At 37.0% G+C, this 17,456-nt stretch carries 16 protein-coding genes; 6 read left to right on the top strand and 10 right to left on the bottom strand.

The features are described 5' to 3' along the window. Window positions 1-21: 21 nt before the first annotated feature. The 9 genes from HII17_RS12640 to HII17_RS12600 all read right to left on the bottom strand — a co-directional run bounded on the left by HII17_RS12640 (window position 22) and on the right by HII17_RS12600 (window position 10,568). Window positions 22-2,385: an ATP-binding protein gene (locus HII17_RS12640; protein WP_169075745.1), complete on the bottom strand. Its 2,364-nt coding sequence runs from the start codon at window positions 2,383-2,385 to the stop codon at window positions 22-24. A 772-nt stretch (window positions 2,386-3,157) separates the two neighbouring features. After that, window positions 3,158-4,192 (bottom strand): Leu/Phe/Val dehydrogenase, encoded by a 1,035-nt coding sequence (locus HII17_RS12635; protein ID WP_169075744.1) that lies wholly within the window; start codon window positions 4,190-4,192, stop codon window positions 3,158-3,160. Between the two features lie 304 nt (window positions 4,193-4,496). After that, a complete protein-coding gene (locus HII17_RS12630) occupies window positions 4,497-4,958 on the bottom strand; it encodes a GNAT family N-acetyltransferase (protein ID WP_169075743.1) in 462 nt (153 codons plus the stop codon). Window positions 4,959-4,962: 4 nt separating this feature from the next. Further along, a complete protein-coding gene (locus HII17_RS12625) occupies window positions 4,963-6,108 on the bottom strand; it encodes a cupin domain-containing protein (RefSeq protein ID WP_169075742.1) in 1,146 nt (381 codons plus the stop codon). Window positions 6,109-6,181: 73 nt separating this feature from the next. After that, window positions 6,182-7,549 carry an adenylosuccinate lyase gene (purB, locus tag HII17_RS12620; RefSeq protein ID WP_169075741.1) on the bottom strand — a complete coding sequence of 456 codons (1,368 nt, stop codon included), beginning with the start codon at window positions 7,547-7,549 and terminating at the stop codon, window positions 6,182-6,184. A gap of 33 nt (window positions 7,550-7,582) precedes the next feature. Continuing rightward, the gene (hflD, locus tag HII17_RS12615) at window positions 7,583-8,200 is read right to left on the bottom strand and encodes a high frequency lysogenization protein HflD (protein ID WP_169075740.1); all 618 of its coding nucleotides are present in this window, start codon (window positions 8,198-8,200) and stop codon (window positions 7,583-7,585) included. A 5-nt stretch (window positions 8,201-8,205) separates the two neighbouring features. After that, entirely contained in the window at window positions 8,206-9,363 is a 1,158-nt protein-coding gene (gene mnmA, locus HII17_RS12610; protein ID WP_169075739.1) for a tRNA 2-thiouridine(34) synthase MnmA, read from the bottom strand. A gap of 69 nt (window positions 9,364-9,432) precedes the next feature. Further along, a complete protein-coding gene (locus HII17_RS12605; protein ID WP_169075738.1) occupies window positions 9,433-9,897 on the bottom strand; it encodes an NUDIX domain-containing protein in 465 nt (154 codons plus the stop codon). Between the two features lie 35 nt (window positions 9,898-9,932). Then, window positions 9,933-10,568 (bottom strand): pseudouridine synthase, encoded by a 636-nt coding sequence (locus HII17_RS12600; RefSeq protein ID WP_169075737.1) that lies wholly within the window; start codon window positions 10,566-10,568, stop codon window positions 9,933-9,935. A 153-nt stretch (window positions 10,569-10,721) separates the two neighbouring features. Between HII17_RS12600 and HII17_RS12595 the strand changes: the two genes are divergently transcribed. The 5 genes from HII17_RS12595 to icd all read left to right on the top strand — a co-directional run bounded on the left by HII17_RS12595 (window position 10,722) and on the right by icd (window position 16,616). Then, window positions 10,722-12,956 (top strand): NADP-dependent isocitrate dehydrogenase, encoded by a 2,235-nt coding sequence (locus HII17_RS12595; RefSeq protein ID WP_169075736.1) that lies wholly within the window; start codon window positions 10,722-10,724, stop codon window positions 12,954-12,956. Window positions 12,957-13,080: 124 nt separating this feature from the next. Then, window positions 13,081-13,707, top strand: a complete 627-nt coding sequence (locus HII17_RS12590; protein WP_169075735.1) for a LysE family translocator — start codon at window positions 13,081-13,083, stop codon at window positions 13,705-13,707. 100 nt (window positions 13,708-13,807) lie between these two features. Next, window positions 13,808-14,500, top strand: a complete 693-nt coding sequence (locus HII17_RS12585; RefSeq protein WP_169075734.1) for a substrate-binding periplasmic protein — start codon at window positions 13,808-13,810, stop codon at window positions 14,498-14,500. Next, window positions 14,497-15,201, top strand: coding sequence for an SGNH/GDSL hydrolase family protein (locus HII17_RS12580; RefSeq protein WP_169075733.1), 705 nt, complete (start codon window positions 14,497-14,499; stop codon window positions 15,199-15,201). Before HII17_RS12585 ends, HII17_RS12580 begins: the two co-directional genes overlap by 4 nt. 161 nt (window positions 15,202-15,362) lie before the next feature. Beyond that, the gene (gene icd / locus HII17_RS12575; protein WP_169075732.1) at window positions 15,363-16,616 is read left to right on the top strand and encodes an NADP-dependent isocitrate dehydrogenase; all 1,254 of its coding nucleotides are present in this window, start codon (window positions 15,363-15,365) and stop codon (window positions 16,614-16,616) included. 73 nt (window positions 16,617-16,689) lie between these two features. On the opposite strand, the gene cspD is transcribed toward icd, so the two are convergent. Beyond that, window positions 16,690-16,911: a cold shock domain-containing protein CspD gene (gene cspD, locus HII17_RS12570; RefSeq protein ID WP_169075731.1), complete on the bottom strand. Its 222-nt coding sequence runs from the start codon at window positions 16,909-16,911 to the stop codon at window positions 16,690-16,692. 215 nt (window positions 16,912-17,126) lie between these two features. Between cspD and clpS the strand changes: the two genes are divergently transcribed. Further along, a complete protein-coding gene (gene clpS / locus HII17_RS12565; RefSeq protein ID WP_169075730.1) occupies window positions 17,127-17,447 on the top strand; it encodes an ATP-dependent Clp protease adapter ClpS in 321 nt (106 codons plus the stop codon). Window positions 17,448-17,456 lie beyond the last annotated feature (9 nt).

The following is a 17,456-nucleotide window of genomic DNA, read 5'->3' as shown; positions in this document are numbered from 1 at the left end:
TATTTACAGTAGAATTGCTAATTATGTTAAATATTTTGCCTGATATTGCTTTGGTGTGCATTTGTATTTCTCTTTGAAACAACGCCCAAAGTAAGTTTGAGATGAAAAGCCTACATCTAAAGCAATAAGTCCTATTTGATTGCCACTTTTTAATAATTCTTCTGCTTTTTTAAGCCTAAATTCCTTTATATAGTTATTTGGAGTCGTACCAAGCAATACTTTTAATTTTCGCTGTAATTGTCGTTCGCTAACCGCGAGTTCTTTTGACAATATTTTGATATCCAACTCAGGTTCAACATAAAGCTTAGTTACTATATTAGATAGCTTTTCTAAAAACTTATCATTTACTGTAATTCCTTGATCAGGCGAAGCTATTTTTGCTAAACCTTGACTAACGTTTTTATCTTTTAGTTCTTTTTTACTATCGAGCTTAAATTTTTGATAGTAGTTTTCTTGTAAAAGGTCTCTGTTTGCAATTAAATTTTCAATACGGACGAGTAGTTCTTTCTGATTGAATGGCTTGCTTAAGTATTCGTCAGCTTGAAGATTTAAACCTTTGATGCGGCTTTCTAAATCTGAACGCGCTGTTAACATGATCACGGGAATATGCGAAGTTAACTCATTTTGTTTTAGCTGTTGCAATACGTCAAAGCCATCTATACCGGTAAGCATAATATCGCAAACAATTAAGTCTGGTATGTACTCTTGAGCCAAACTTAAACCTAATTCGCCACTCAATGCAAGTACGCAGTGGTGTTGCTGTTCAATGATTTGCTTTATATGACTTTGCATGTCTTTGTTATCTTCAATAACTAAGACAATTTTCTGAGAGTGGTTAACATCTTCATTGGTAATTGTTACAGAATCGGTAAGAAGGCTTGAAACTTCGTCATCTGACATCATACTAGGCGGCGTAAATTCTTCTGCCAATGGTTTTGCAATAGGCATTGAAAGTGTAAATTTACTTCCTTTTTTATATTCACTAACTAGACTTATTCGCCAATGATGAGCTTTGACTAACTCATTGACTAAAGACAAGCCAATACCTACACCGAATATTGCGTTATTTTTTATGTCATCTGCTCTTTGAAAGCGCTCAAATATTTTCTCTTTATTAGCTTGGCTAATACCTATGCCAGTATCAATTACCGCCAAATGTAGTTGATCATTTTCTAGAAACGCCTTAACTTCTATATTCCCTCCTGCCGGTGTATATTTAACGGCGTTTGCTAATAAATTAAATACAATTTTTTCGAATGCTTGTGGGTCACACTCTAACCAGTAGTCATTGGGTATTTCAGCTTCAAATGTCAAATCATGTTGTGCCGCTAATTTTTTAAAGCTATCAAGAGGCATGTGCATTAACGTCTTCAATCGATAAGTCGACAAAGTTAAACTTGGATTATGTGACAACCTAGAGAGTTCTAATAATTGTTCAACCATTCTTACCAATCTAAGGCCATTCCTTTTAGCCGTCGTTAATTCTTGTAATTGTGCTTTGTCTATAGTGGTAGTTAGGTAACGTTCGAGAATGCCATTAATTATTGTAAGAGGTGTTCTAAATTCATGAGAAATGTTAGCTATAAATTTGTCTTTGAGATCTAGCGCCTGTTTTTCGGCGAGTTTTCGCGCTGTAAGGTTTATAAACGTAATAACTACTAAAGGCTTCTCGTTCCTTTCTGTCCATTGAAGCTCTACTTGTACGGGAAAGTTAATTCCGTCGCTTCGTAGCGCATCACACTCTAAAACTAGTCCTTTGTCTTGGCGCTGAAGGTTATATAAATTACTGTCAAATTTGAAAAAATGATGCATTTTTTCTTTTGAAGAAAATAGTAGCTCGATGTTATTGCCTACTATTTCATGCTCTAGTCTTTGAAATAAATGAACGGCTGCAGGGTTTGCCGATAAAATCATGCCCTGGGGTGAAGTTGTTAAAATTGCATTATTGGAAGAAGAAACAATAGCTTTTTCTTCACTGTGTAAAATCGAAGTATGAAGCGCTACGTTTTGCTTATTCAAGGTATGAATGTTTTCTGCTTGTTGAGAGTTAATTGTTTTTAGGTAAGTATGGCGCTTACTTTTATTCGTTGTTATAAACAGTGTGAAAACTATGGATGCTAATGACCAGATGATTATAGTGGTAGGTTGGTATCCTCCGCCGACAATGTAACCAAGTGAATAGTTTATACCAATTAAATGCACTAAAAATAACGAAACTACTAATACAAACACATAGATTTCTACGTTTTGTAATTTAGTCAATTGGGAGTCTACAGGTCTAAAAGCCAATGCCATGTTAAACGCTAAAACAATAAAAACAAAGGGTAATAATTCCAATGAAGACAACACGTATGTAGCAAGTGTTTCTTGATTGTAATGAGCCATTAATGTGTTGGTGTTACTTAAAAAAAGCGAAAAACCCGCTAGGGATAATGAACCGTAATAATATAACCACTGTTTCTTTAATCCACTAAAAGTATGCGATAGCAATCTTATGAAAAGTAATGTGCTTATAGCACAATGAAAAAAAGCAGAAGGAATGCCCGTTAAATATTTTTCATTTGAAAACTCATAGGGTAGCAAGACAAAATAGCAGAAGCAGGTTACAACAAAAAATATAGCCGGAATTCTGCCATTTATATATTTGTTTAAAGGGACTTTACTTAAGTGAGGATTAGTTTCTATAGCGAGAATGATAAAGAAATAACTGACTAATGAAAGAAAGTCCTGTGTAAATATTGAGTATGAGTTTAAATGATAAGTATTGAGTATCGAGCTAATAATGCTTGCGAGAATTGCCAAAGGAATAAACTGCCAGAATAGTTTTAATGACTGACTTGTTAATTGTTTTCTATATATTGCTATGTAAACTATAGTGAGAAGTTGTAACGCAATGAATGAATAGTTTTTTATATTGCTAGCTAAATTTTCCGTATAACTTTCAAGCATTGAGTAGGGGAATAATGCTGCAATAACAAGCAATACTACGAATAAAACTTTAGGAGATTGAGGCAACATTTCGTTTTTATTATTATTTAGTATTACTAAATATTAACATTAAAGAGATGTTATTTTAACAGTTCTTTGAGGGACGTGATTAAAAAACCCACTATAAAGTGGGCTTTGAAATTATTTTAGTTATCGTTATTTACAGTGGTTACTTTCCACCTTGGGCAATAATTTGACGAGCAATTTCATCTGCAACCATACCAGTAGGCTTATTTTCAATATCTGATTTTGCAAAAACATTTAGTAATGTGTCGTAGATCTCTTCTACTTTCTTAGTTGCTCTGTCAGCACAGTAGTCTTCTTCAAACGACACATTGATTATTCCGCCTGCATTAATTACGTAATCTGGAGCGTATAAAATACCACGTTCGACAAGCGCTTGATCATGCTTAGGTTCTGCTAATACATTATTAGCGCAACCAGCGATGATTTTAGCCTTGATTCGATCTATTGTACTGTCATTAACCGTAGCGCCAAGAGCACACGGAGCATAAACATCGCACTCAACATCATAAATTTCGTTGAGGCCTACTGCCTGTGCGCCAAATTGTTCAACGGCTTTGTCCACGGCTTGTTCGTTAATATCAGTTACAACTAGTTTTGCGCCTGCTTTGTTTAAATGCTCACATAAATAGAAACCTACGCTACCAAGACCTTGCACAGCGACCGTTAAGCCTTTTAAATCGTCACGATTTAATTTATGTTTAACTGCTGCTTTAAGCCCCAAAAATGTACCTAATGCAGTGAAAGGAGCAGGGTTGCCACTTTTACCTTCGGTACCTGTAACATAAGGCGTTTCTGTATTAGCAATTGCGATATCTGTAGTAGTGATATTTACATCTTCAGCACTCACATATCGGCCACCTAAGCCATTTAATGCACGCCCAAAAGCTTTAAAAAGTGCTTCAGATTTAATTTTCTTAGCGTCACCAATAATTACCGATTTCCCGCCGCCCATCGTAAGGCCTGCCATCGCATTCTTATATGTCATACCTTTAGATAAACGTAATACATCTACCAATGCTTCCTCATCACTAGCGTAATCCCACATCCTACAACCACCTACAGCAGCGCCTAACTTAGTGCTGTGGACAGCTATAATCGCCTTAAGGCCAGTTTCTTCGTCGCTACAAAATACAACTTGTTCATGATTGTCAAAATCTACTAAATCAAAAAAAGCCACTTTTCATCTCCGTGGTAGGTTGTCGCGCTATCTAGCAAGTTGTTTTAGTTAACAGGAATAATCTCTGTTTTAGTTTTGGCTAAATAAAACGCAGCTGTAATAAATTGGCCAGAACATTATCATTTACGTAAACGTCAATCTATATCTACGAGGAATTTAGTTTATGGTTAAGTGTTCATATTTAAATACATTATGAAAACTTTCATAGAACGAACAAAACAGGCTTAAAAATAGAAGTTAATCGTGTATTTGCCCACTTAAAGTGGTCCAAAATAATTTGCTGTTAGTTGGGAGTTATTATCAATTAATGACTAAGGTAACACTTTTTACTTTTGATTTTTTCAACAGGACAAGCTAACTGTTGTATTGGTCGTCCCGCCTCCATAAATACTGAGCCTACAGGGTAAAATTTGTTGCTAGTAAAGTATTCTACAGAGTCTAATGGGCTATAGATAAAAACTTCTTTAAGTTGCAATTCTTTTGCTGCTTTTAGTAACCCTTTAAATATTAGTCTATCAAGTTGCTGTCTACGATGTTCCCTTACAACAGCAATTCTTCCAATTTCTCCATTTGGTAAAATACGCCCAGTAGCTACTGGTTCTTGGCTGTGATCATCACAAACTAGCATGTGAATAGCTTGCTTATCTTTTCGATCAAACTCGACACGTTTTGGAATGCGGTGCTCGCAAATAAATACACGCTCCCGCACTGTTTTTAGCAGGGGAGCAGCATGCTCCCAAGAAACTCTACTTACACTGTAATGCATTTAGTTAATCTATATACCAGTACCCCATATTTAATACACTAGTTAACATTTGTATATTATTCAAACAATCCATGGAACTTTTTATAGATTCTGATGTCAAAGGCTGATTTTTGGCGATTAAAATAGCCAATTCTCTCGTATTTTCAGAAATTGAAACCCGATCACCATTTATGTATAAGTCACCATTTTGTTCATTAATTAGTGATTTAATACCTAGTACTGGGCGTACAAATATTTCAGGGTCATTTAGGTAACTAACAACCATTTCCTCAGTAAATGGTTCAACTGGTATCAGTATTTCTAAAGCGTGGTGATTACGTGTACAAAATGATGAAATCATGTCGCTAAATAAATCGAGGTCACTTGTTTGAGTTAACATAAACGATTGAAGTTGTTTTATGTCTTCTGTGGTTAAGCACTCAGGCGAGATAGTTATAGATCTATTAGGATCACCGAAGCGTTGACCTGCGATATCTTTATCGATAACGGTATCGGCTAGTGCAGTAATCATTTCTTGTGCACTAGGGGCTTGAAAACCTACTGAATAATTCATTGAGTTTTCTAGTGCAACACCGTTATGTGGGTGGTTTGGAGGAATATATAAAATATCGCCTGGTTCTGTTACTTCATCAATAATAGGCTTAAAAGCCGAGACTTGTTTCAAGTCTTCATGAGGTACCAATTCTATAAGGCCCGCATCTGGTAAACCGACTTGCCATCGACGCTTTCCTTCACCTTGAGTAATAAATACATCGTATTGATCCAAATGAGGGCCGACACCAGCACCTGGTGTTGAAAAGCTCACCATTACATCATCTATTCGCCAATTAGGCAGGAATTTAAATGGTAAAAGTAATGCTGCTGTTGTTTCTGACCAGTTGTTAACCGCTTGAACAAGTAACGTCCAATTATTTTCACCGAATTCACTGAATTCTTCGAATGGTCCGTGTGAAACTTGCCACTTCTCATTGTTATCATGGGCTATTATGCGGGACTCAATTTCTTGTTCCATAGCAAGTCCGGCAAGCTGATCTGCAGTTATTGGGTCTTGAAAAGAATTAAAGCCAGCTTTTATTAATAAGGGTTTTTTTTGCCAGTATTCTTTAAGGAAAAGTTCAGGGGTTAGGTCGCCCCAGTTAATGGTATACATAGTTAAAGCTCGTGAATATTTAGGTATAAAAAAAGAAGACCTTAGTCTTCTTTTTCTCAATAAAGATGTCTAATTATAGCTCATCAATAAATGCGATAGCGCGGCCAATATAGCTTGCAGGTGTTAATTCTGCTAATTCTGCTTTTGCCGCTTCAGGCATATCTAATTTAGCTACAAATTCACGCATTACTTCGGCATTAACTCGTTTGCCACGAGTAAGTTCTTTTAACTTTTCATATGGCTTTTCAATGCCGTAGCGACGCATTACTGTTTGAATTGGCTCAGCCAATAACTCCCAGTTTTGGTCAAGCTCATTCGCTAAAGATTGCTCATTAACTTGTAATTTACTAATACCTTTTAACGTAGCTGCGTAAGCAATTAACGCGTGACCAAAACCAACACCTAGGTTACGCAACACTGTTGAGTCAGTTAAGTCACGTTGCCAGCGAGATACAGGAAGTTTCTGTGCTAAATGCGCAAAAAGCGCGTTAGCAATACCTAAGTTACCTTCAGAATTTTCAAAATCAATAGGGTTAACTTTATGTGGCATTGTTGACGAACCAATTTCACCTGCAATCGTCTTTTGCTTGAAATGACCTAGAGCAATGTAACCCCAAACGTCGCGATCAAAATCAATTAAAATAGTGTTAAAGCGTGCAACCGCATCAAAAAGCTCTGCGATATAGTCATGCGGCTCTATTTGTGTAGTAAACGCATTCCATGTTAAACCTAGGCTCGTTACAAACTCATTTGAGAATGTATGCCAGTCAACGTCTGGGTAAGCAGATAGATGAGCATTGTAGTTACCAACAGCACCATTAATTTTACCAAGCATTTCTACCGCTGCAATTTGATCACGCTGGCGCTTTAAACGCACATATACGTTTGCCATTTCTTTACCCATAGTGGTCGGCGATGCCGGTTGGCCGTGGGTACGAGCCATCATTGGGATTGTTTTGTACTCGATAGATAATTTTTTAAGTGCCTCTAGGATTTCATCTAGTATTGGCATAACAACTTGGTCACGAGCTTCAGTCAGCATTAAACCGTGCGAAAGGTTATTGATGTCTTCAGACGTACACGCAAAATGAATAAATTCAGTTACTGCGTTTAGTTCAGCATTGTCTGCGATTTTTTCTTTTAAGAAATATTCTACAGCTTTAACATCGTGGTTTGTTGTTGCTTCAATGGTTTTTACACGCATTGCATCTTCTTCAGAAAAGTTTGCAACAATATCGTCTAAGACACTGTTGGCTTCAACTGAGAACGCTGGTACTTCAGCAATTTCTGCTTGTTCAGCCAACTTCTGTAACCAACGAACTTCAACGGTAACGCGGTATTTAATTAAACCAAATTCACTGAAAATAGGGCGTAAGGCTTTTGTTTTACTGCCATAACGACCATCAACAGGTGAAATTGCACTTAATGCTGAAAGTTCCATAGTGTTTTCCTACAAACAAATAAAATTAAAAAATTAGTAAATTTCGCTTAGTAACTGGTTAGCACATTTTAATAGTTTAGAACGTGCAAATAATATATTTCTACGTTTTCCGCCAACTTGTCGCCAAAGTACAGCACTTCGAATTCCTGCTAAAAGCAACGCTCTAATTTTGTGCTGATTGGATTCTTGTTTTAAATTAACTGGTTCGCCAGCAACTTGAATACGAGCGCCTAAAGGGCTTATCAAGTCACTGTAAATACTCGCAAAGCTTGCTAGCAATTGAGGGCTATCAATTTCGTAATGCTCACTTTGTCTTTGTGTCTGGTCGATTCGCTCACCTAGCGCTGCTAATTGGCGTTTGTTCTTAGTTAATCGTCGTTCAAGATTAAGTAAACTGACAATGTAACGTGTTAATTCTGGATCTTTTTGTTTAGTGTCATCACCCAAGTGGCTAGTAATAACGTTTAAACCATTTTTTAAATTACTTAAATTCCCACCGTAAACTTCTAAGGTATTTTCAGGCGAGGTAATTGTGATACTTTTTAGCATTGTTGCTAATTGTTGGTTGTCAACAGTGCCTTTACGTGCAATTGTTTGGACCATGCTGGCAATTTGACATATTGCCGCAAACGTTAATGTTTGATCGTTCATAATAATTATCGAATTAGGGTATTAATAATACCGCCACCTAAACAAACATCACCTTGATAAAATACTACAGATTGTCCCGGAGTTACCGAACTTTGTTGCTCTTCAAATAGGATTTCGTATTCATCATCGTTTAGTGGCGTAACAGTACAAGCTACATCTTCTTGGCGATACCGAGTTTTAACTGTGCACGTAAATGGAACCGCTACTGTCTCTCTATTTACCCAGTGTAATTGATTCGCTATTAAACCTTTAGAAAAAAGACGAGGGTGGTTATGACCTTGACCAACAATAAGTACGTTACGGATAAGGTCTTTTTCTACTACATACCAAGGTTCTTCACCGGCATTAGCCAAGCCTCCAATACGTAAGCCTTTCCGTTGTCCAAGAGTATGATACATTAAACCGTCATGCTCTCCGATCACTTCTCCTTCAGCAGATTCGATTTTCCCAGGCTGCGCTGGCAAATACTTTTGTAAGAAGTCTTTAAACTTCCGTTCACCGATAAAGCAAATACCTGTGCTATCTTTTTTGTTGTGAGTAATTAAATCTGCTTTTTCAGCAATAGCCCGAACTTCTGGTTTTTCAATATGACCAACTGGGAATAAAGTTTGTCCAACTTGTTTATGACTAAGAGTATATAAGAAATAACTTTGATCTTTGTTATTATCTAAACCTCGGATCATATTCCATTTGCTATCACGAAATTCTCTTTGTACATAGTGTCCTGTAGCAATATAGTCTGCTCCTAGGTCTTCACAGGCAAACTCTAAAAATGCTTTGAATTTGATTTCTTTGTTGCACATTATATCAGGGTTAGGCGTACGTCCTGCCTTATATTCAGCAAGGAAATATTCAAATACATTATCCCAGTACTCTGTAGCAAAATTGATTGTGTGTAATTTAATGCCTAGTTTGTCACATACAGCTTGTGCGTCTTTAAGATCTTCAGCAGCGGCACAGTACTCATTGGTATCATCTTCTTCCCAGTTTTTCATAAACAAGCCTTCAACTTGATAACCTTGTTCTTTTAATAAGTAGGCGGAAACTGAAGAGTCAACACCACCTGACATACCAACGATTACACGGGTATCTTGAGGGGCTTTTGTTGTATTTACTGCGTCGTTAGACGTATTAGTTAATGACGAATTTTCGCTAGATGACATTAAATTTCGTAACCACTATAGGAAAAAAGGCGCAGAATTATAGCATAGCCTTATCTGCTGTAATAGCCTTTAAAGGTTACTTTTTAATGTGCTAAGAGAGATTTTTTGACCAGTTAAATAGTCATTTATACAGTCTAATACCATAGTGCTTCTTAACTGAGGTTTTAAACGTGTTATTTCGTCTAACGACAACCAATGGCAAGCGGTAATTTCAGCATCCAATGGTGCACATTTTATCTGTTCTGCCAATTCAAAAACGAAACTAAACCTCATAAAATAAAGAGCTAGTTCAGGACGATGGAAATAGTATATGCCTGATAAGTAATCTGGAGATAATAATAAGCCGGTTTCTTCTTCCAATTCCCGTTGCATAGCGGCTATCAGGTTCTCTTTCGCTTCTAAATGACCTGCTGGTTGATTATAGACTGTGCGGTCATTTTCTTTTTCTTCTACTAAAAGAAACTTACCTTTACAGTGTACAATAGCAGCTACAGTTGTATTGGGTTTAAATTGTTCACTACCATGCTGGTTCATTCTTTTTCCTAAGTAATTGCTAACGAGTTTTTTCATTACTCTTTGACTAAAACAAATTCGCCATTATTTATGTTGTCTATATTCCAATGACCAATTGCATAGCGAATAAGGCGAAGAGTTGGATGGCCAATATGCGCCGTCATACGCCTAACTTGGCGATTACGACCTTCCGTGATGATAATCTCTAACCAAGTTGTTGGAATGTTTTTACGTTCTCGAATAGGTGGGGTTCGCTGCCATACCTTTGGTTCGTCAATTATTTTTACTTTTGCAGGCAAAGTCATGCCATCTTTTAATTCAACACCTCTAATGAGCTTTTCAATGTCTTGTTGTTCTGGACTTCCTTCAACTTGCACCCAGTAAGTTTTTGGCGCTTTAAATTTTGGACTTGCTATTCTATGTTGTAATTTCCCATCATTTGTTAATAACAATAAGCCTTCACTATCTCTATCTAAGCGACCTGCGGCATAAACGTCTTTTATTGTTACATAGTCTTTTAAGGTTTTACGGTTTTGGTCGTCTGTAAACTGACTTAATACATCAAACGGTTTATTAAATAGTATGATTTTACGGCTCTCTGGCGAAATAGAGGGCTTTTTATTAACTGGTCGTACCTTGTGGTTGGATTGACCGTTACCCCTTGTCTTTGCTTTGCTTTTATTGTTTGTCAACTTTACTTGCCTGTTGAATTTAAACGATTGATTGCTTGTGACTATTTTAAAGTGCTTTGAATTTAAGTACTATGCGCCAGCAAAAAATTTTTTACAGTACGTTAGCAACTCGCTGGCTAACAAAAAAATAGCAGGAAAAAATTAGGAATTTCAATGAGCAAAGATACATCAAAAATCATATATACAATTACTGACGAGGCGCCAGCATTAGCGACTCAGTCTTTATTACCGATTATTAAAGCATACACCGCTTCTTCTGGCATTGATGTTGAAACTCGTGACATTTCTTTAGCAGGTCGTGTGATTGCTAACTTTCCAAAGTATTTATCAGAAGAGCAACGTATTGGCGATGCATTGGCAGAGCTAGGTGATTTGGCTAAAACACCAGAAGCTAACATAATTAAACTGCCTAACATTAGTGCTTCTATCCCTCAGCTTCAAGCAACGATTAAAGAGCTTCAAGCACAAGGTTATAACTTACCAGATTACCCTGAAGAACCACAAAATGAGGCGGAAGAGTCAATTAAGCTAACTTATGCAAAAGTGTTAGGTTCTGCGGTTAACCCTGTATTACGTGAAGGAAACTCAGATCGCCGTGCTCCTGGCTCAGTTAAGCAATACGCTAAGAACAACCCTCACTCAATGGGCGCTTGGTCAAAAGATTCAAAATCACATGTAGCTAACATGTCAGAAGGCGATTTTTACGGTAGCGAAAAATCAATGACTGTTGATGGTGCTACAGACATGCGTATCGAGTTTGTCGATGCGACAGGTAATGTTTCAGTTTTAAAAGAAAGAGTTGCTTTAGAAGATAAAGAAGTTATCGATGCGTCAGTAATGAGCAAAAAATCGGTAGTTGAATTCTTCGAACAAGAAATTGAAAAAGCTAAAGAAGAAGACGTTTTATTCTCGTTACATATGAAAGCGACGATGATGAAAGTGTCAGACCCAATCATCTTTGGTCACTGTGTAAAAGTCTATTATAAAACGGTATTTGAAAAACATGCTGTTGTTTTTGATCAGTTAGGTGTAGATGCTAATAACGGTATTGGTGATGTTTACGCCAAAATTGGCCGCTTGCCGTCAGAGAAACAAGCTGAAATAGAAGCAGACCTGCAAGCTGTTTATGAAACGCGTCCGCCAATGGCGATGGTTGATTCAGATCGCGGTATTACTAACTTACATGTACCAAGCGATATCATTATCGACGCATCAATGCCAGCTGCTTTACGAGCTTCTGGTCAAATGTGGGGACCAGATGGTAAACAAAAAGATACCAAATTTACCATTCCAGATCGTAATTATGCTGGTGTTTTTCAAGCAGTAGTAGACTACTGTCGTGAAAATGGTGCCTTTAACCCAACAACTATGGGTACCGTTCCTAACGTTGGTTTAATGGCTAAAAAAGCTGAAGAGTACGGTTCGCATGATAAAACTTTCACAGCACAAAGCGATGGTATTATTCGCTCTGTAAATGCAGCAACTGGCGAAGTGTTGTTATCTCATGACGTTTGCGAAGGTGATATCTTCCGTATGTGTCAAACTAAAGATGCACCAATTCAAGACTGGGTGAAATTAGCGGTTACTCGTTCACGTTTATCTAATACGCCAGCAATTTTCTGGTTAGATGAAAACCGAGCGCACGACGCTGAAATTATTAAGAAAGTTAACCAATATTTACCAGAGCATGACACTACCGGTTTAGATTTAAGCATTCTTGCTCCAACAGAAGCGTGTAAAAAGACGTTAGTACGTTGCGGTAACGGCGAAGACACTATATCAGTAACAGGTAACGTTTTACGTGACTACAACACTGATTTATTTCCGATACTTGAGCTAGGTACGTCGGCAAAAATGCTTTCAATTGTACCGTTAATGAACGGTGGTGGTTTGTTTGAAACTGGAGCAGGTGGTTCGGCTCCTAAGCATGTTCAGCAATTTGAAAAAGAAAACCATTTACGTTGGGATTCACTAGGTGAGTTTTTAGCATTAGCAGCATCTCTAGAGCATTTAGCTAACTTTGCTAATAACCCCAAAGCACAAGTACTTGCTGATACACTTGATGCGGCTACAGCTAAGTTTTTACAAGAAAACAAGTCTCCATCACGTAAAGTGAATGAATTAGACAACCGTGGTTCACATTTTTACCTTTCAATGTATTGGGCAGAAGCATTAGCTTCGCAAGATAAAGATGCAGAATTAGCACAAGCTTTTGGACCTGTGGCACAAGCATTAACTAAGCAAGAAGAAAAGATTGTTGCTGAGCTAAATGATGCGCAAGGTGTTTCAATGGATATTGGTGGTTACTACTTCCCAGAGCAAGAAGCTGCTGCTAAGGCAATGCGCCCAAGTGAAACACTAAATACAATTTTGGCAACGTTGCTTTAATTGCTGTCTTAATTAATTGAATGAAAAGGCTTGTTTATACAAGCCTTTTTTTTGCCCTCAATTTAAATTGTTTAGTTTTACAACTTCATTTAACATCTAATAAATCATAATTTTTAAGTTTTTTATGGAATTCATACAAGGTCTTATAGTCATCACTTCTATCCATTTGTTGGCTGCAGCCTCGCCTGGACCCGACTTTGTATTGGTTTCTCAGCAAACGTTGGCAAATGGAAAACGTGCAGGGCTACTGTGTAGTTTGGGAATAGCGCTAGGCTTGTCTGTTCATATTATCTATTCGTCATTAGGTTTGGCTGCAATCATAGCGAATTCTGAAACAGCGCTGTGGGTTATTCGAATACTTGGTGGCTGCTACTTGCTTTACCTTGGGGTTAATGGCCTGCAAGCAAATAGAAAAGACTCGGTTAACATAGATTTAGGGACCGAAAATAAATTTGGAACATATAAAACAATAACTACAGGTTTTCTATGTAATGTGTTTAACCCTAAAGCACCCATTTACTTTGTTGCTTTGTTTACTATGGTACTTTCACCTGAAATGCCTATGTGGCAATTGGCTTTTTATGGCGTATGGTTAATGGTATTGCAAATGTTGTGGTTCTCACTGGTGGTATTTATGTTAAGTAATTCAGTTCTTAATAGCAGATTTCAACGTTCAGCACATTGGATTGATAGAATACTGGGTGGCGCGATGATCCTTATGGGGATTAAAGTGCTTACAACAAAAGTATAACTCGATAAATTAAACCACTTTAAAATTTAGGCTAATCTAATTAAAGGGTGAAAGTAATTGGTAAATTAATATTATGAAATGGCAATTGTTGTGCCTATTAATGTTTTTTAATTTTAATGTAAGTGGTACTGAACCGATTCTGAAATTTGACTTGTCTGGTTCTAATAATTGGAGCCCATATTATTTTGATGATAAAGATCGGCCAGGAATTTTAGGCGAATTAGTGCCTGAAGTTCTCGCATTAGCTGACATTAAAGGGCAGCATATCACTTTACCCGCAGCTCGATTAGTAGCAGCAATCGAAAAAGGTGACATAGATTTTGATCTCATAAGCCCCGCCTGGTTCGCAAATCAAGAGTTCGCCCCTAAATTTGTGTTAAGTGAGCCTTTGGTACCTATAAAGGAGTACGTCGTACAGCTTAGCGCTAACAACATACCAATAACGAAAGAGCAAGAGTTGCATAATAAGCCTATTGGTACGGTAAGAGGCTATTACTATCATAATGACGATGTCTTTATTCGTCAGGATTTTTCTTCAGAAAAAGAATTAATAAAAGCACTGGCGAGTAAACGCATTGATTATGCGATTATAGGTGACCTTCCTGCGAAATACTGGTCCTCACGTTTAGATGTAAAAGTAAAATTAACTTTGCTGCATTCGGATGGTTTTTTACATATAAGACTTCGAAATGAGCATGCTTTACTTTTAAATAGGTTAAACAGTGCTATTTATCAATTGCATGAAACAGGCAAAGTACGTGCTGTTATTAATAAATACCTAGAGTTACTATGATTTTTAAGAGTAAAACATTAAATACACTATTTAGTATAGCCACTTTTCCTATATGGATTGTACAGGGGGGTTTCTTTAAAAAGATCGCAATTCGTTTACCTGAAGCAAATGGTATTGTTGATAAAAACCATGAAACATTTGATTTTATCATGTTAGGCGATTCAGTAGCAGCAGGCGTTGGTATTGAACATATTGATGACGCATTAGCAGGGGAAATAGCTAAATGTTTAGACGGAAAACTTGGCATGCCTAAGTGGAAAGTAATGGGGAAGTCAGGTTATAAACTTAATGATTTGCTCTTGCACATTGATAGTCATGAATTACCACAAGCAAACCATTATGTGGTGTCTATTGGTGTAAATGATGTAAAAGCGTTCACTTCTTTTTCGAAATGGCGAATACAAATTAATGAACTTATTAATCGTATTCTTCATGTTTCACCTAATGCAAAAATTACCTTTTTAGAAGTTCCGCCAATGGACAAATTTCCATTATTAAAATTACCTTTATCCTCGGTACTTGGTGCCCGGTGTTCTGAACTTAATAATATAACAAATACGCTAATACCTAGTTTTAAATTTGTAAATACTATCCCGATAGAACTTAGTGGTGAAAAATCACACTTTGCTGAAGATGGTTTTCACCCGTCTACAGTGGCGTGCCAGCTAATGGCAGAAAAAATTACGCATTTCTTTGATTAATATTAACTTATTTTCTAAATAGACTATTATTATTGGTATTCATGAGGTTTATATTAATTATAACGTTGCAGTGATTAGTGTATTTGCTCTTTTTAGTTTAGCTTAATTAAAAAGAGGTGTTACTTAATCTCTTCTCATCACTAGACTAATCGGGGGATGCTATGTCTAATAAAGTTACTATTCCAACTGAAGGTCAAAAAATTACCCTAGAAAATGGTAAATTAAATGTGCCTAACAATCCTATAATTCCTTTTATCGAAGGGGATGGTATCGGGGTAGATGTTACTCCTCCTATGAAAAAGGTAGTTGATGCAGCTGTAGAAATTGCTTATAGCGGTGAAAAGAAAATCCATTGGATGGAAGTGTATGCTGGTGAAAAAGCTACAGAAATGTACGATTCGGAAACTTGGTTGCCTGAAGAAACATTAGAAATGTTCAAAGAATATCGAGTTGGCATTAAAGGGCCTCTAACGACACCGGTAGGTGGTGGTATTCGTTCTTTAAACGTGGCATTACGACAAGTACTTGATCTATATGTTTGCCAACGTCCTGTTCAGTGGTTTACTGGTGTACCAAGTCCAGTCAAACATCCTGAAGCAGTAGATATGGTAATTTTCAGAGAAAACTCTGAAGATATCTATGCTGGCATTGAATACAAAGCAGGAACCGAGCAAGCAAATAAAGTAATCAAGTTTCTAACTGATGAAATGGGGGTTTCTTCTATACGCTTTGTTGAAAATTGCGGTATTGGCATTAAACCAGTATCTAAAGAAGGTACACAGCGCTTAGTAAGAAAAGCAATTCAATATGCAATTGATAACGACAGAGACTCAGTAACGCTAGTACATAAAGGTAATATCATGAAATATACCGAAGGCGCGTTTAAAGAATGGGGTTATCAGTTAGCACATGATGAGTTTGGGGCTGAGCTTTTAGATGGTGGTCCTTGGCTATCATTAACTAACCCTAAATCAGGTAAAGAAATAATAATCAAAGACGTAATAGCTGATGCAATGTTACAACAAGTGTTATTAAGGCCTGAAGAGTACAGCGTAATAGCGACGTTAAACCTTAATGGTGACTATTTATCAGATGCGTTAGCAGCACAAGTCGGCGGTATTGGTATAGCTCCTGGTGCAAATATAAGTGATGAAGTTGCTGTATTTGAAGCAACTCATGGCACTGCACCTAAATATGCTGGCTTGAATAAAGTAAATCCAGGTTCAGTTATTTTATCTGCTGAAATGATGTTGCGTCATATGGGCTGGACTGAAGCCGCTGATTTAATGCTTAAAGGTATGTCTGGTGCAATAGGTGCTAAAACGGTTACTTATGATTTCGAGCGTTTGATGGACGGGGCAACGTTAGTTTCTTGTTCTGAATTCGGTGACGAAATTATCAAACATTTAAATTAATCAGATATTCGTTTGACAAAATATAAAAAACACAGCAATTGCTGTGTTTTTTTAGGCTAGTTAATTTATAAAATTAATTTTCGAGTTCACCTTCAATAGGCACTATACTCGCAGCATGATGACCCTTTGGTCCCTCATTAAGCTCGTAATTAACATCTTGACCAGCTTTCAGAGTGCGGTATCCTTCCATTTGAATAGTAGAGTAGTGAGCGAAAATGTCTTCTCCACCATCATCAGGGCGAATAAAACCAAACCCTTTTGCATTATTAAACCATTTAACTGTACCGTGAGCCATACTTCTACTTCCTTCTATATCATGCGGTATAATTTAGGTATGCTTCCCATTAAATATCGCACATGAGTGCGGCGACTAAAAAATAGTCACCTGTAAATCGTAGATTAAGTTAAAAAATAGTCAAGTGATTTACACTATTTTTTACATTTTTTTAATACAATCTTTTTTTATAAAAAGATTCAGCAAAATTAAGCGCTAGAGACTAATATAAATTTATGAGCAACTGGAAAGAATTAACAGAAACTCAACATGATACTGAAGATTTGCTCGAGGAGCGTATAGAAGAACCACCCAGATATCATGTAATGTTAATAAATGATGACTACACACCAATGGATTTTGTTGTTGAAGTTTTGCGTAGGTTTTTTAATATGGACTCAGAGAAAGCTACTGAGATAATGTTAACCATTCACTATAAAGGAAAGGCCAGATGTGGCACATTTTCTGCAGAAATTGCAGAGACAAAAGTTGATCAGGTAATCAGATTCGCTACAGAACATCAACATCCTCTGCAATGTTCGATGGAGAAAGCGTAAATGTGCAAG

The organism is Thalassotalea algicola, assembly GCF_012932965.1.
In the GTDB taxonomy this organism is placed as follows: Bacteria; Pseudomonadota; Gammaproteobacteria; order Enterobacterales; family Alteromonadaceae; genus Thalassotalea_F; species Thalassotalea_F algicola.
Note: the sequence above shows the minus strand (reverse complement) of the source record. Positions and strands in the feature narration are given on the sequence as shown.

Excerpts from the sequence above, each read along its gene's own strand:
- HII17_RS12625 (WP_169075742.1), bottom strand. The coding sequence starts at position 6,108 with ATGTATACCATTAACTGGGGCGACCTAACCCCTGAACTTTTCCTTAAA.
- hflD (WP_169075740.1), bottom strand. The coding sequence starts at position 8,200 with ATGAACGATCAAACATTAACGTTTGCGGCAATATGTCAAATTGCCAGC.
- clpS (WP_169075730.1), top strand. The coding sequence starts at position 17,127 with ATGAGCAACTGGAAAGAATTAACAGAAACTCAACATGATACTGAAGAT.
- purB (WP_169075741.1), bottom strand. The coding sequence starts at position 7,549 with ATGGAACTTTCAGCATTAAGTGCAATTTCACCTGTTGATGGTCGTTAT.
- HII17_RS12640 (WP_169075745.1), bottom strand. The coding sequence starts at position 2,385 with ATGGCTCATTACAATCAAGAAACACTTGCTACATACGTGTTGTCTTCA.
- mnmA (WP_169075739.1), bottom strand. The coding sequence starts at position 9,363 with ATGTCATCTAGCGAAAATTCGTCATTAACTAATACGTCTAACGACGCA.
- HII17_RS12605 (WP_169075738.1), bottom strand. The coding sequence starts at position 9,897 with ATGAACCAGCATGGTAGTGAACAATTTAAACCCAATACAACTGTAGCT.
- HII17_RS12590 (WP_169075735.1), top strand. The coding sequence starts at position 13,081 with ATGGAATTCATACAAGGTCTTATAGTCATCACTTCTATCCATTTGTTG.
- icd (WP_169075732.1), top strand. The coding sequence starts at position 15,363 with ATGTCTAATAAAGTTACTATTCCAACTGAAGGTCAAAAAATTACCCTA.
- HII17_RS12580 (WP_169075733.1), top strand. The coding sequence starts at position 14,497 with ATGATTTTTAAGAGTAAAACATTAAATACACTATTTAGTATAGCCACT.
- HII17_RS12595 (WP_169075736.1), top strand. The coding sequence starts at position 10,722 with ATGAGCAAAGATACATCAAAAATCATATATACAATTACTGACGAGGCG.
- cspD (WP_169075731.1), bottom strand. The coding sequence starts at position 16,911 with ATGGCTCACGGTACAGTTAAATGGTTTAATAATGCAAAAGGGTTTGGT.
- HII17_RS12630 (WP_169075743.1), bottom strand. The coding sequence starts at position 4,958 with ATGCATTACAGTGTAAGTAGAGTTTCTTGGGAGCATGCTGCTCCCCTG.
- HII17_RS12585 (WP_169075734.1), top strand. The coding sequence starts at position 13,808 with ATGTTTTTTAATTTTAATGTAAGTGGTACTGAACCGATTCTGAAATTT.